Source organism: Pseudoalteromonas sp. RWi3, assembly GCF_054960735.1.
In genome coordinates this window covers 12628-26823 of the sequence record NZ_JBHNYL010000010.1, presented here as the reverse complement: position 1 = coordinate 26823, position 14196 = coordinate 12628, and the positions used below count along the sequence as shown (strand labels likewise).

Annotated in this window: 13 protein-coding genes; 6 read left to right on the top strand and 7 right to left on the bottom strand. The window is 40.9% G+C overall.

Translation table 11 applies throughout. The annotated features are described in order from the left end of the window. Positions 1–4: 4 nt before the first annotated feature. Positions 5–1390 carry a nitrogen regulation protein NR(I) gene (gene ntrC, locus ACFI4Z_RS13265; RefSeq protein ID WP_462671007.1) on the top strand — a complete coding sequence of 462 codons (1386 nt, stop codon included), beginning with the start codon at positions 5–7 and terminating at the stop codon, positions 1388–1390. A gap of 28 nt (positions 1391–1418) precedes the next feature. Continuing rightward, positions 1419–1877, top strand: coding sequence for a Crp/Fnr family transcriptional regulator (locus tag ACFI4Z_RS13260; RefSeq protein WP_462671006.1), 459 nt, complete (start codon positions 1419–1421; stop codon positions 1875–1877). Between the two features lie 7 nt (positions 1878–1884). On the opposite strand, the gene ACFI4Z_RS13255 is transcribed toward ACFI4Z_RS13260, so the two are convergent. Then, positions 1885–2550: a hypothetical protein gene (locus tag ACFI4Z_RS13255; protein ID WP_462671005.1), complete on the bottom strand. Its 666-nt coding sequence runs from the start codon at positions 2548–2550 to the stop codon at positions 1885–1887. Positions 2551–2605: 55 nt separating this feature from the next. Continuing rightward, positions 2606–2893, bottom strand: coding sequence for a hypothetical protein (locus tag ACFI4Z_RS13250; protein ID WP_462671004.1), 288 nt, complete (start codon positions 2891–2893; stop codon positions 2606–2608). Positions 2894–3162: 269 nt separating this feature from the next. Between ACFI4Z_RS13250 and ACFI4Z_RS13245 the strand changes: the two genes are divergently transcribed. The 4 genes from ACFI4Z_RS13245 to ACFI4Z_RS13230 all read left to right on the top strand — a co-directional run bounded on the left by ACFI4Z_RS13245 (position 3163) and on the right by ACFI4Z_RS13230 (position 8206). Continuing rightward, positions 3163–3543: an RNA-binding S4 domain-containing protein gene (locus ACFI4Z_RS13245; RefSeq protein ID WP_462671003.1), complete on the top strand. Its 381-nt coding sequence runs from the start codon at positions 3163–3165 to the stop codon at positions 3541–3543. Between the two features lie 75 nt (positions 3544–3618). Next, positions 3619–4047: a hypothetical protein gene (locus ACFI4Z_RS13240; RefSeq protein ID WP_462671002.1), complete on the top strand. Its 429-nt coding sequence runs from the start codon at positions 3619–3621 to the stop codon at positions 4045–4047. 222 nt (positions 4048–4269) lie between these two features. After that, the gene (gene acnA / locus ACFI4Z_RS13235; protein ID WP_462671001.1) at positions 4270–7017 is read left to right on the top strand and encodes an aconitate hydratase AcnA; all 2748 of its coding nucleotides are present in this window, start codon (positions 4270–4272) and stop codon (positions 7015–7017) included. A 367-nt stretch (positions 7018–7384) separates the two neighbouring features. After that, complete coding sequence (locus ACFI4Z_RS13230; RefSeq protein ID WP_462671000.1) at positions 7385–8206, top strand: substrate-binding periplasmic protein; 822 nt, start codon at positions 7385–7387, stop codon at positions 8204–8206. 59 nt (positions 8207–8265) lie between these two features. Here ACFI4Z_RS13230 and ACFI4Z_RS13225 read toward each other — a convergent pair whose 3' ends face one another. From ACFI4Z_RS13225 to ACFI4Z_RS13205, 5 genes are all read right to left on the bottom strand, one after another. After that, positions 8266–8793 (bottom strand): DUF4124 domain-containing protein, encoded by a 528-nt coding sequence (locus ACFI4Z_RS13225; protein ID WP_462670999.1) that lies wholly within the window; start codon positions 8791–8793, stop codon positions 8266–8268. 37 nt (positions 8794–8830) lie between these two features. Next, on the bottom strand, positions 8831–9568 hold the full coding sequence (locus ACFI4Z_RS13220) for a hypothetical protein (RefSeq protein ID WP_462670998.1): 738 nt from the start codon (positions 9566–9568) through the stop codon (positions 8831–8833). A 101-nt stretch (positions 9569–9669) separates the two neighbouring features. Continuing rightward, positions 9670–10410, bottom strand: coding sequence for a phosphoadenylyl-sulfate reductase (locus ACFI4Z_RS13215; RefSeq protein WP_462670997.1), 741 nt, complete (start codon positions 10408–10410; stop codon positions 9670–9672). Between the two features lie 43 nt (positions 10411–10453). Then, the gene (gene cysI / locus ACFI4Z_RS13210) at positions 10454–12151 is read right to left on the bottom strand and encodes an assimilatory sulfite reductase (NADPH) hemoprotein subunit (protein WP_462670996.1); all 1698 of its coding nucleotides are present in this window, start codon (positions 12149–12151) and stop codon (positions 10454–10456) included. A gap of 66 nt (positions 12152–12217) precedes the next feature. Continuing rightward, entirely contained in the window at positions 12218–14029 is a 1812-nt protein-coding gene (locus ACFI4Z_RS13205) for an assimilatory sulfite reductase (NADPH) flavoprotein subunit (protein WP_462670995.1), read from the bottom strand. Between the last annotated feature and the right edge of the window lie 167 nt (positions 14030–14196).

The following is a 14196-nucleotide window of genomic DNA, read 5'->3' as shown; positions in this document are numbered from 1 at the left end:
CGCCATGAAAACAGTTTGGCTTGTTGATGATGATGCGTCTATTCGCTTCGTTTTAGAAAAGGCGCTTTCGCGCGCAGGATTTAATACTGAAAGTTTTGCTAATGCACAAGATGTATTAACGGCACTTAAATTTAGCCAACCAACCGTGCTTGTCTCTGATGTACGTATGCCTGGTATGGATGGCATGGCATTACTAGAGTTAATCGCAGAACAAAACCCTGGATTACCTGTGATCATAATGACTGCCCACTCAGATTTAGACTCAGCGGTCAACGCATTCCAAAAAGGTGCTTTTGAATATCTGGCAAAACCATTTGATTTAAATGAAGCGGTCGCTTTGGTTGAGAGTGCTTGTCGTGCAAACTCAGCAAAGAAAACTAAGCGTAAAGCTGCCCCTCCAAAAAGTGCGCACATTATTGGTGAAGCGCCTGCTATGCAAGAGGTTTTTAGAGCAATTGGTAAGCTGTCAGCATCGAGTATGAGCGTACTCATTAATGGTGAGTCAGGCACAGGTAAAGAGCTCGTTGCAAGTGCCTTGCACAATCACAGCCCTCGCAAAGAAAATCAATTTATTGCCTTAAATATGGCGGCAATCCCAAAAGAATTAGTTGAATCTGAGCTCTTTGGCCACGAGAAAGGCGCATTTACCGGCGCCGACACCGTGCGCAAAGGTCGCTTTGAACAAGCCAATGGCGGCACTTTATTCTTAGATGAAATTGGTGACATGCCCCTTGATGTGCAAACACGTTTACTGCGTGTGCTTGCTGATGGCGAGTTCTATCGCGTAGGTGGTCATCAAAGTATTAAAGTTGATGTACGTATTATTGCGGCAACACACCAAAACCTTGAAGATCTTGTTAAGCAAGGTAAATTCAGAGATGATTTATTTCATCGTTTAAATGTGGTGAGATTACGCCTACCCGCTTTGCGTGAACGCACTGAAGATATCGAGCGTTTAGCGCAACACTTTTTACATAAAAGCGCAAAAGACCTACAAGTAGAAAGTAAAATACTCAGTCCTAAAGCCACAGAACAATTGCGTCTTTTTAATTGGCCGGGGAACGTTAGACAACTTGAAAACACCTGTCGCTGGTTAACTGTTATGGCGCCTGGTGAGCTGGTAAGTGAACAAGATTTACCGCCTGAAATACTTGAAGCTGAAGCTACTCAACAAGAAGGCGACTGGCTTGATTCTTTCCAGCAATGGCTCAATCAAGAGTTAAAGCAAGGCAAAGAGAATATCTGGCCGAATATTCAAGCACAATTAGAAACTCGTTTAATAAAAACAGCATTAGCTAACTGTGCAGGGCATAAGCAAGAAGCGGCCATTAAAATTGGCTGGGGCCGCAATACATTGACCCGTAAGTTAAAAGAGCGCAATATTAGTTGATAGCGAGTAACAGCAATGACCTATTTCTATGAAGTTAATTGAACATATTCCATTAATAAGGCAAATGGAGATCATCAACAGGCTAAACTTTTTTAAAGAGTTTACCTTAGACGAACGACAAATATTGCTTGAATCATTTAGCCACTTATATTTAGTGCAACAAAACCGTTTTGTGTTTAAGCAGTTTGATAACGATAAACAGCTCTATATTGTATTGAGCGGCAAAATTGTTATTTTTAGGCATAGCCACTTGCTCGACTTAGGCACAATTGAGCCCGGTGAATTTATAGGTGAAGGTGCGTTTATTAATAACCGTGCTAGAAGCACCAGCGCCCGTGCAATGTGCGATACTATTGTATTAGCTGTCACCCCAGAAGCGTTAACACGATTACCCAATGTTATTCGCGAAAAAATTAAAGACCGTATAATTGAAGGAATGAGCGAGCGCATTGCAAAGCTGAGTGAGCATATTGAAAACCATGGTTAGATCTGCATTAATCCATATAAACGACTTGTAATGAGCAATTTAGCCAGCTGGGCTTATTAACATAAGCCGTTATAGTGTATGTGTCTGATGGCTTGGCGCCAAAAGGTGTATTGATCAATGGCTGAGTGTGGTTGTATGCTTGCGAATAATTATGGTAGTAAATAACTAAGTAACCATATAAATACTCCCATTTAAATGTCACTTTTGCCCCGCTGGTTAAGGTGAACTGGGCATGTTGATCAGTGAAGCTCACCGCTAAATCATTATACTCATCCTTTTCACACTCAGTGGTGCGTACGTTTTTCGGCATAGTAAACGCTTCATCCGGATCACTATTTTTTAAATAAAAACCAATATTACCATCATCATAAAAGTGATTTGCACGTGTTGTATAACTTACTTCTGGTTGGTATCCCAACTCTTGCATAATGACCGTTAATTGCTGCGCCTGCGCGCGGAGGATTTTATCACTTGCTAACATCAATGTAGCTGCGCCAAACTCTCTCGGCACACCAATATCAACATACTCATAAGGTAATGATTGTGCTTTTAACGCCGCATCAAGCTGCTTTCGCTGTTCATCCTGAAGGTTTTCACTAAAGATATAAACGGTGGGTTGTTGGCATGCTGCCAAAAGTACGAGAAAGATGAATGTTAAAAGTCCGCTTTTCATGGCTGCCCCTATTGATTACACTTGTAGTCTATTGGAGGCAGCCATTAAAAGCAACTTAATTGATTTGGCTGTTTAACCACGCATCAACACTTTGGCGGGTATACAACACATCTTTGAACAAACGATGGCGCTCAAATTTAAGCAACCGCTCTTTGTTGTTGTCACCACTGACAAGCTGACTGTGATTATCGTTAAACTTAGAAATCACTGAAAACCCTTTTTCAATATTTGGTGAGCGCTGCTTAACTGTTTTTGTAAGGTGGTTTCTGACATCATCGGCTGTTAACATATCTGAGTTATTCAACCCCATTAACTCTTTTCTCATTGCTAATCTTACGCCCATTTTCTACTCCATAATCAGTGTAATAACATTTACACTTCGGTTGCTGCTATCTAGCGGATATAAATTTGAAACATCTATTGGCAAATAACAGGCCAGATTTGAAAGCTGGAGCTTAACGCTAAAATACTACAGTTTTTTTAAATACGTGAGAAAGACTAGAAAAGTTTTAAATTTCAGATAAGAGTTTTTAATTGCCAATTAAGCGATAGTGCAAAACTCGCTCTAAGCCTTTATAATAAAGACTATGCCCTACCTCACTGAGATCAAACATGAACGACGAATACATTGAAATTGAATTAGAAGAAGAACCTATTGAACTATGCAAACTACTCAAAGTTCTTGATTTAGTAGAAGGTGGTGGCCAAGCAAAAAATTTAATTACTGAAGGTTATGTTGGCGTTAACCATGAAATATGTACAATAAAACGGAAAAAATTATACAGTGGTGATGTACTTGAGTTTGATGGTGAATGGTTTCAATTAACCTTGAGTGAAGACGCAACCCCCGCACAACGACCAACAGAAAGCTCACAACCTGAAACTGCTAAATCACCTGAGCAAGCAGCAACTCCTTCTAAAAGTAAACGTAAACGCACGAAAAAGCCAAAAGTGGACGAAAAAACGGGTCGTCGCCCTATTTCATTTGGTTAAATTAAAAAGTACTTGTCAATTAAGCAATAGCTGTCTTTAATTACTCTTTTATAATAACAATTAAAAAAGGGTATTATGACAACTCACACTTTGCCAACTTGGCTGAAAAGCGTTGCATGGGCGGCGCTTGTTTGGAACTTACTTGGGATTATAGCCTTTGTTATGCAGATGCTAATGACTCCTGAAATGATCAGTAAACTCCCTGTAGAACAACAAGCTGCCTATTCAAACATTCCACTGTGGTCAACCTTTGCTTTTGCTATTGCAGTATTTGGCGGAACGTTAGGCTGTATATTACTGCTGTGTAAGAAAGCCTTAGCTCGCAGCGTATTTGCACTTTCTACATTAGCGATTTTTATACAACAGTTTTATAATTTTGTCGTTATAAATAGTATTGAGCTCATTGGCGCAAGCGCCGTGTTTATGCCAATACTCGTAATTACTATCGCTCTTTTACTATTAGCTATTAGCCACAAAGCAATAAACAAAGGCTGGCTAAGATAACACTAAGAAGGCGCCTGCCTTCTTACCCCCCCCTTGAAAAATATAACCCTGACCTCACTCACATTACATGCACTGTATAAAAATGCAACAATCTAATTTTGGTATACACTTTGCACTATATATTTTGCAATAAATTGGCTAGAGCTATTAAACGCTAAAGTTTTATTTAAGGATATTCACAATACCAACGCATTCAGCACCGGTAACACAAAGGGGCATATAATGAGCAATAGTTTTGACACCCAAAAACAACTCACAATTAACGGCGAGCAATTTCACATTCATTCATTACAGGGGCTCGGTGATAAAGCCAAACGACTCCCTTTTTCACTCAAGGTACTGCTTGAAAATTTGTTACGTAATGAAGATGGCATCAACATAAAAAAACAAGACATTGAAGCCTTATTAGATTGGGATCCACAAGCTAAACCAAGCGCAGAAGTCGCCTTCACACCTGCGCGCGTTGTTATGCAAGATTTTACAGGCGTGCCTGCAATTGTTGATTTAGCGGCCATGCGTGATGCAATGGAGAAACTCGGTGGCGACCCTGCCAAAATAAACCCACTTTCCCCTGCTGAGCTTGTTATCGATCATTCTGTTCAAGTTGATGGCTATGGCGATGACGGTGCGTTTGATTTAAATGCCAAACTTGAATACGAACGTAATAAAGAGCGTTATGAGTTTTTACGTTGGGGTCAAACGGCTTTCGATAACCTAAAAGTGGTGCCACCAGCAACTGGTATTGTTCACCAAGTTAATCTAGAATACCTCGCCCGCGTGGTATTTAATGAAGAACGTAATGGTCAAAAGTTTGCTTACCCCGACACACTCGTTGGAACTGACTCGCATACAACAATGATCAACGGTCTGGGTGTACTCGGTTGGGGTGTAGGCGGCATAGAAGCTGAAGCCGCAATGTTAGGGCAACCTATTAGCTTACTTATTCCACAAGTAGTGGGCATGAAACTCAATGGGCGTCTTCCTGAGGGAACGACCGCTACAGATTTAGTGCTAACTGTAACAGAGATGCTTAGAAAGCATGGCGTTGTTGGCAAATTTGTTGAATTTTATGGTGATGGCCTCGCAGACTTACCATTAGCTGATCGCGCAACGATCGCTAACATGGCTCCTGAGTATGGTGCTACCTGCGGTATTTTTCCAATTGACGACGAGACAATTAATTACTTACGCCTAACTAACCGTGATGAAACGCAATTAAAATTAATCGAAGATTATGCCAAGCACCAAGGTTTATGGCGTAATGCAGGTGATGAAGCTCATTACACCGACAAGCTCGAATTAAAACTTGATGACGTAGTACCAAGCCTAGCTGGCCCTAAACGCCCACAAGATAGGATCACGCTAGATCAAGCCGGTGATGTTATTACTCAACATTTAAGAGGCTTTCAAGATGATCGTATCGCAAACCGCGATAAAAGCGACGAAGAGCAATCTCGTATTGAAAGCGAAGGCCCTACGACCAATCCAGATGAACCAGTAGACGAAGCGCAATTTATGGGCGCAGCTAAAGTGGAATTTAAAGGCCAAGAGTTTGAACTTAATGATGGCGCATGTGTGATTGCAGCAATTACCAGCTGTACTAACACATCAAACCCAAGCGTAATTTTAGCCGCAGGTTTAGTTGCCAAAAAAGCCCGTCAACTCGGTATAGATGTTAAACCTTGGGTTAAAACCTCTCTAGCACCTGGGTCACAAGTTGTAACTGATTACCTAAAAAATGCTGAGTTAATGGACGACTTAGAAGCTCTTGGTTTCAACCTTGTGGGCTACGGCTGTACCACCTGTATTGGTAACTCTGGACCACTTGCGGATGAAATATCTGATGCAATTCAAAAACACAAATTAGTTGTAAGCTCAATCCTATCGGGTAACCGCAACTTCGAAGGACGCATCCACCAAGATGTGAAAATGAACTTCCTGGCGTCGCCACCATTAGTTGTCGCATACGCAATTGCTGGGCGAACAGATATTGATGTATACAACGAGCCATTAGCAAAAGATAAAAATGGCAATGACATTTACTTGAAAAATATTTGGCCTAGCGTAAACGAAGTGAATGAGCTGGTTCAAAAGACTGTCACTAAAGAAATGTTCGCATCTAGCTATGGCAACGTTTATAAAGGTGATGAGCGTTGGCAACAAATCAAGATACCTGATGGTAAATTGTATGACTGGAATGATGCATCTACATACATCAAAAAAGCCCCTTTCTTTGAAGGTATGGAAGTGGAGCCTCCAGGCATCCCAACAATCAGTGGAGCTCGTTGCTTAGCTAAGCTAGGTGACTCTGTCACAACCGATCATATATCGCCAGCAGGTGCAATTAAAGCCAGTGCTCCAGCAGGCGAATACCTACTACAACATGGCGTTGATAAGGGACAATTTAATTCTTATGGCTCACGTCGTGGTAATCATGAAGTGATGATGCGCGGCACCTTTGCCAATGTAAGACTAAAAAATCTACTTGCGCCAGGCACTGAAGGAGGCGTCACACGGACTCAGCCTGAAGATGAGTTAGCAAGTATTTATGATGCTGCGATGAATTATCAACAGCAGGGCACACCATTAGTTGTCCTTGCAGGCGCTGAATATGGCACAGGCTCATCACGTGACTGGGCTGCAAAAGGTTCCCTTCTGTTAGGGGTCAAAGCTGTAATCGCACAAAGTTATGAACGCATTCATCGTTCTAATTTAATTGGTATGGGCGTACTTCCATTGCAATTTAAAGAAGGTGAAAGCCATGAATCTTTAGGCCTCACGGGCCAAGAAACATTTGACATTGAAGGTCTGTTTGATAAAACAAACGAAGTCAGCGTGATAGCCACTAACAGTGAGGGTAAACAAGTGAGCTTTAGTGCTGATGTGCGTATTGATACTCCAAAGGAGTGGGATTACTACAAACATGGAGGCATTCTTCAATACGTTTTAAGAAACATGCTTGAGCAATAATACGGCCTCTAGAGGCTGCGCTACTTATTACTGCGCAGCCTCAAAAGTCGTTTATTTGATTAAGAACAAGTAGCACTGAGTATTTTTGGCTACACTTAAAGTATTAGTAATCAAAACAGTGTACTGATGTCTCCTCAAACTATTATCAGGATGCTTAAATTAAGCATAATATTAGGGCTAAGCCTTATTGTATTAGGTCATTATCTTTTGGTTTCTGACTATTTTGATGCCATTAATAGTGTTAACAAAATTGTTATTAGTGCATCGTGTATTGCGTTCGGTGTTTTATTTTCATTACCAACCAAGATTTGTTTAACATTGATACTTATGAATTTAGAAGATAAGCACGATAAATCGGCGAGCATACATGCTAATACAAAGAATACGTAGGTCTTTTTTACATCAACTCTTTTTATACGGCACAATGCTCTATGCTTTGTGTTCAGAGGCACTTGCGCAGCAAAAATTAACAATCGCATCAGGTAACTTTGCCCCCTATTTTCAAGAGGACGACGTTACTGGTGATGGTTATTTCGATCTAATCCTACTGAAAGTTCTCAACAAAGAAGGCTACAATAATATCAATTTAGTCTCGTTAAACAACGATGCTATTAAACGTTATTTTATAAATGGTGTCGCTGATGTTGCAATTAATTACACGGCAATGCCACCTTCGAATAGTTACACCTCCAAATATAGAGTGAAGTTTTTAAATAGAGTAATTATGCATACCGACCAATGGTCGAACGATATTAAAAATTTACATGACTTGAACGGCTTTACCCTAGCTAGTTTTACTGGGGCATCAAACCTTTTTGGCGATGAATTTAAAAAAATTACCCAGTCAGATTCGGTCAAATATTTTGAAACTGCCAATCAGCAAGCGCTCAATAAGCTACTGCACAAGAACAAAATTGATGTGAGGATTGGTGATTACTTAATGTTTTATAGGCATACCGCTTATGTATCTGGCTTAAACCCAAATGATTACATATCCCTTGATTTATTGGATTACCAAGGGTCGTTTATTGTATTTCACGATAAAAAAATAAGAGATCGGTTTGATCATAAACTAGGACAACTTATTCAATCAGGTGAAATAAATGCAATCACCCAAGAGTGGCTCAAATCCTATAACTTACCTTCAACCACTGAGCATACTTTTTTTTCTAGCATTGCTGAGCGTTAAAAAAATATGCGTTGGATTATAAACTTTGATAATTAATACTATTAAACAAGAATATATGATCACTTTGCTTTTTCAAGTTGCTCGGTACGCTCTGCTAACTTTTTCTTTACCTGCTGCGCATCATCAAACAGCTTTTTAATAACGACAGGGTTATACGCATTAGCTGGGTTTTGTGTAACAACAAGCTCGCCAGATTTGGCACTGCCTTTCAAAATCGAAGTGTCTTCGGCTTCAACCACAGTAATATCGCTGGGGTCTAAGAGCATTTTTTCACTTTTACCATTTGGGTTTGGTTGATCTGAATAATGCCACTGGCCATGCTGATCTTGCCATTTATAAATCACGGTAGACGATGACAAATCATCATTGGCTTTTTGTATCAAGTCACGATGCGTATTTGTCACTAATTTTACCACTTCATCCAAGGTATTATTTGATAGAGCCACAGCTTGTGATTTTAGCGTTGTTGAGGTTTGTGAAATTTGCTCTACGCTGAGCCAAGATTTTCCATCCGGGCGCTTCAGGTAAAATAAGGTAGTGATACTGATCAGTAACAACATGATTAATATATAGGCAAAATACTTCATTTTCATTCCTTGAAGAGTGTATTTAAAATAAATAAGCTTATTGATAGCTATTTATTATTCTAGCAAGCTCACCATTTGCTTTCAGCTTTTTTAAAAAAATATTGAATGCATCTGCGCGGGCTTTTCCCCTTGGTGTATAAGAAAATTGAAGCTGAAGCGGCTCCATACCTACATTGAAGTCACTTACGTTCAACTGCTTAAACTCAGGGTATTTTTTGCAATACCAGTTAAAGACTGCCCGAGACATAATAGCAAATCGCTTCTGCTCGTAAGTATTACTATGAAGACTTTTGAGCAAAGCTAGATCAGAGTAAAAGTTTTCACGATGAAGTGTTTTATTTTTAACTAGCTGCTCATACTGTGGGTAAATATAGCCGTAATGACCAAGTAAGACCCCTGAAGTAAATTTATTTTTTATATCGAAAGTGCCGGGGTCAACATGACGACCCGTAATAATTACATCTTCGATTATTACGATGCCTTCACTCCAGTAGTATGGGTTATTATCGACTAGCCATGCTTTTGACTCCATTCTGGCATCAATATGGCTATCGTGGACTAATTTAGCTGAGCGCACCTCTGGTACAAATACATACTCTATTTCATAGCCAGACTCTGCTGAAAATTTTGATAAAACACGGTTTAGTATGCCTTTGTTATTAGTATCAACAAAGTGAATTGGAGGATAATCTTCATCAGGCAGGGCAACACGAAAAGTCTCAGAGAATGCCTGGTTAGACAATAATAGCAGCAGAACAACACAAGCTTGTTTCATAAATGAGTACGTATAAAGTCGTGGTTATTAAGTATACTTTAGCCATAAATGAAAAACGCAGCTGAGCTGCGTTTTAGGAATATTCTGATAACTATTTAGGATTAAATCCCGTCACCATCAATATGCAGACCGCATTCTCGGTTTAAGCCAAAGAAACGCGTTTCTTCTTCTGTCATACCTGGCTCTAATTTACGTGTAGTATGCACATCACCCATAGATACATATCCTTGCTCCCAAAGTGGGTGGTAAGGTAAGTCATGTTTGGTTAAATATTGATACACATCACGGTTAGTCCATTCAATAATCGGATAAACCTTCACCGTACCACGGCTAATTTCAACAATCTGCTTGTCCGCACGAGTTGACGCTTGGTCGCGGCGCAGACCACTAAACCAAGTGCCAGCATCAATATCTTTTAACGCACGGGTCATCGGCTCTACTTTATTGAGCTGATTATATTGCTTAATGCCCGCTTCACCTTGCTCCCACAACTTACCAAACTTAGCTTCTTGCCATGCAGGGCTTAGGTCCGACTTATACACTTTTAAGTTAAGCGATAAACGCGCTGTCATTTGCTCAATAAACTGATACGTTTCAGGAAATAAGTAACCTGTATCCGTTAATACCACAGGTATGTCTGGGCGCTGTGTTGTCACTAAGTGCAGCATCACCGCCGCTTGAATACCAAAGCTCGATGACAAAAACTGCGTTTCAGGTAAGTTTTCAAGCGCCCAAACAACACGTTGTTCAGCGTTTAAATCTTTAAGTAAGCCATTAGCATCTGCTAATAGCGCTGCTTGGCTTTCTTTATCGAGCTGTAATATGTTTTTAAATTCACTCATAGTAAATTCCAAACCTCAGCAAGCTCACTCGCTTGCTTTTTAATTAAGCGTGAAAATCAGTGACTGACACTTTAACTTCAGCAACAATGCCTTTGCGAATAACAAAATCACCAAAACATTCGCCGTCGTTACGCTCACTCGCCCATTGACCAATTAACTTGTCAAAGGCCTCTAAGTAAACGTCTTCACCAACATTCTCTAAATACAATTTAGGAATACGTGTGCCTTCAAGGTTACCCCCTAAGTACACGTTATATTTACCTGGCCCTTTACCCACTAAACCAGCTTCTGCCAACATTGCACGACCACAACCATTAGGACAACCGACAACACGCATAATGATACTGTCATCTGGAATGCCATGTTTAGCTAGCAGAGCTTCAGTCTTTTCAATTAAACTTGGTAAGTAACGCTCAGCCTCTGCCATTGCCAGTGGGCAAGTGGGTAATGCTACACAGGCCATCGAGTTTTTGCGTTGCTCAGTGTCTTTGTCGTCAATTAATCCGTGATTACGGGCAATTTCTTCAATCACTGCTTTTTGATCCGCAGGCACACCGGCAATGATCAAGTTTTGGTTTGCCGTCATGCGCATATCACCTTGGTGAACCTCGGCAATTTTACGACAACCTGTTTTAAGTGGCTTATCTGGGTAATCTAAAATACGGCCACTTTGAATAAATAGCGTTAAGTGATGTTTGCCATCAATCCCTTCAACCCAACCAATACGGTCGCCACGGTGAGTGAATTCAAATGGGCGGCTAGGTGCAAATTTAACACCTGAACGCGCTTCAACTTCAGCCTTAAATACATCAGACCCTACACGGTCTAGCGTGTATTTAGTTTTTGCATTTTTACGGTTCGAACGGTTACCCCAATCACGCTGAACAGATACCACATGCTCAGCAATTTTTAACGTGTCTTCCAGAGTAATAAAACCAAAGTCGTCTGCCTTACGAGGGTACGTTGCTGTATCGCCATGCGTCATTGCAAGACCACCGCCAACGAGTACGTTAAAACCAACTAGTTTTCCATCTTCTGCAATGGCGACAAAGTTTAGGTCGTTTGCATGTACGTCCACTTCATTATTAGGTGGGATCGTCACAGTCGTCTTAAACTTACGCGGTAAGTAGTTAGACCCTAAAATTGGCTCTTCCGTGGTTTCTGCCTTTTCGCCATTTAACCAAATTTCTGCATACGCTTTAGTTTTTGGTAACAAATGTTCTGAAATTTTTGCAGCCCACTCGTATGCTTCTTGATGAAGTTCAGACTCAACAGGGTTAGTAGTACACAGTACGTTTCGGTTCACATCACCAGCAGTGGCAATAGAGTCGATACCCACGCTGTTAAGCATTTGGTGCATGCCTTTAATGTTTGGCTTTAACACACCATGAAACTGAAACGTTTGACGTGTAGTTAAGCGGATACTACCGTAGCTGGTTTTCTCATCGGCAAATTTATCAATCGCAAGCCATTGCTCAGGTTTGATAATACCGCCAGGCATACGAGCACGCAGCATTACATTGTGGAGTGGCTCAAGCTTTTGCTTAGCACGCTCACCACGAATATCACGGTCATCTTGTTGATACATGCCGTGGAAACGAATTAACTGAAAATTATCCGCAGTAAAACCACCAGTGATCTCATCTTTTAAATCTTGCTCTATGGTGCCACGTAAAAAGTTACTTTCTCTTTTCAAACGCTCGTTATCAGAAAGCTTTACGTTTTTATCTTGTTCGCTCATGTTTAATCCTAAATTTGTTACAGTGACGGCTGTTAGCGTTGCTTTTGTAAAGTAAGCAATGTGTACTTAGTACACATCTTTCTGATAGCGATTTGCGCTACGTAAGTCTTTTAAATACTGATCAGCCTCTTCAAAGCTCTTACCGGTATTTTCGCTGATAATATCAACCAAAGCATTGTGTACGTCTTTTGCCATAAGGTTTGCATCACCACAAATGTATATGTGCGCACCCGCTTCTAGCCATGCAAAAACGTCTTTACTATTTTGACGAAGCTTGTCTTGTACATAGACTTTTTCAGCTTGATCACGGCTAAATGCCACATCAACTTTGCTCAATAGGCCTGACTTTAAATAACCTTGAATCTCTACTTGATACAAAAAGTCTTGAGTGAAGTGAGGGTTGCCGAAGAACAGCCAGTTTTTACCAGATGCTTCACGCGAATCACGCTCTTGTAAAAATGCGCGGAACGGCGCAATACCCGTACCAGGACCTACCATGATCACTGGCGTGTCATCATTGCTAGGTAAACGGAAGTTGTCGTTATGCTCACTAAATACTTTTACTTTACAGCCTTCTTCAGCACGACGAGCTAAATAACCAGAACAGCCACCTAAATGCTCACTACCAAAAGCGTCGAACTCAACAAGACCAATCGTTAAATGCACTTCATCCTCAACTTCAGCTTGGCTTGAGGCAATTGAATATAAACGCGCTTGCAACTTACGCAGGCAATCAACGAGTGTTTGTGCTTCGACTTGTGCTGGATTTTGGCGGATCACATCAAATATTTGACGAGGCTCAATGTATTCACGCATTGCCGCTTTATCTTCCACCAGCTTTAATAGCTCAGGTGTACCAGTTGCCACTGCGTACTTTTCAACAAAGCCTGGGTAGGATTGAGTTAGCTCTAATTTTTCAATTAATGCATCGCGAATACTGAGCTCTTCATCGCCAAGTTGAACCTTACTGGCTGCATCAATTTGCGTGAGTGTAAGTACTTCGTCGACCAATGCTTCATCATTTAAGAAATACACACCCAGTGAGTCACCTGGGGTATAAGTAATATCTGACCCTTCAAGAGAGATTTCAACGTGGCGTACATCTTTAGTTGAATCACGACCGGTAATTTTTTGTACCAAGCTTAATTCTGCCGAAAAAGGATTTTGCTTAGTGTATTGGCTTGCAGCGGCTGTTGGTGCGCCAAATGGCATAGAAACAACTTGGCCGCCTGCATCTTGCTGTGTTTTTAAATCAGGTTCAAAGGCATCTAATGCGCCGGTTATCCAAGTTGCTGCCTCATCATCGTAATCAACATCTAAATCAGCACGCTGATAAATAGTCTCTGCGCCAAGCTTAGTTAAACGCTCTTCAAAATCTTTGGCTGTCTGGCAGAAAAACTCATAGCTTGAGTCACCTAAACCAATGACCGCGATTTTAACGCCATCGAGTTTAGGCGCTTTCTTGGTGGTTAAAAATTCGTGTAGTGTTTCTGCATCTTCTGGTGGCTCACCTTCACCATAGGTAGATACAACAACAGTTAAGAACTTTTCTTTTTTCAACGCCGTTGGTTTGTAATCAGCCATGCTAACCAGTTTTACAGCTAAACCGCGTGACTCTGCTTGTTCTTTCAGCTTAGTTGCTACACCTTTTGAGTTACCAGTTTGCGAACCATATAAAATAGTTAATGCCGCTGCTTCACCTGCACTCGGTGCTGCGCCCACAGCTCCACTAAGGGCTGCAGTATTTGCATTCGCAGCAAGGTAACCACTCACCCAAGCTTGCTGAATTGGATTAAGTTCAGCCACTAAACCTTGTAGCTTTTGTACTTGCTCTTGCGATAGCGGGCTTGCCGCTGCATTGAGTTGACCTAACAACATGAATTCGTCCCCGTAACCCTAAAAGTTAACTACAAAATGAATACTTTTATAAGTAAATCAGTTTGCCTAAAATTTGTTTCAACTTTAAAGCGTTAATGCCCGCCCCAAAGGTTTCTTTGAGCATGAAGAATAACGGGGTATTGGCGAATAAAAAAAGAATAGAATCT

Excerpts from the sequence above, each read along its gene's own strand:
- ntrC (WP_462671007.1), top strand. The coding sequence starts at position 5 with ATGAAAACAGTTTGGCTTGTTGATGATGATGCGTCTATTCGCTTCGTT.
- ACFI4Z_RS13260 (WP_462671006.1), top strand. The coding sequence starts at position 1,419 with ATGAAGTTAATTGAACATATTCCATTAATAAGGCAAATGGAGATCATC.
- ACFI4Z_RS13255 (WP_462671005.1), bottom strand. The coding sequence starts at position 2,550 with ATGAAAAGCGGACTTTTAACATTCATCTTTCTCGTACTTTTGGCAGCA.
- ACFI4Z_RS13250 (WP_462671004.1), bottom strand. The coding sequence starts at position 2,893 with ATGGGCGTAAGATTAGCAATGAGAAAAGAGTTAATGGGGTTGAATAAC.
- ACFI4Z_RS13245 (WP_462671003.1), top strand. The coding sequence starts at position 3,163 with ATGAACGACGAATACATTGAAATTGAATTAGAAGAAGAACCTATTGAA.
- ACFI4Z_RS13240 (WP_462671002.1), top strand. The coding sequence starts at position 3,619 with ATGACAACTCACACTTTGCCAACTTGGCTGAAAAGCGTTGCATGGGCG.
- acnA (WP_462671001.1), top strand. The coding sequence starts at position 4,270 with ATGAGCAATAGTTTTGACACCCAAAAACAACTCACAATTAACGGCGAG.
- ACFI4Z_RS13230 (WP_462671000.1), top strand. The coding sequence starts at position 7,385 with ATGCTAATACAAAGAATACGTAGGTCTTTTTTACATCAACTCTTTTTA.
- ACFI4Z_RS13225 (WP_462670999.1), bottom strand. The coding sequence starts at position 8,793 with ATGAAGTATTTTGCCTATATATTAATCATGTTGTTACTGATCAGTATC.
- ACFI4Z_RS13220 (WP_462670998.1), bottom strand. The coding sequence starts at position 9,568 with ATGAAACAAGCTTGTGTTGTTCTGCTGCTATTATTGTCTAACCAGGCA.
- ACFI4Z_RS13215 (WP_462670997.1), bottom strand. The coding sequence starts at position 10,410 with ATGAGTGAATTTAAAAACATATTACAGCTCGATAAAGAAAGCCAAGCA.
- cysI (WP_462670996.1), bottom strand. The coding sequence starts at position 12,151 with ATGAGCGAACAAGATAAAAACGTAAAGCTTTCTGATAACGAGCGTTTG.
- ACFI4Z_RS13205 (WP_462670995.1), bottom strand. The coding sequence starts at position 14,029 with ATGTTGTTAGGTCAACTCAATGCAGCGGCAAGCCCGCTATCGCAAGAG.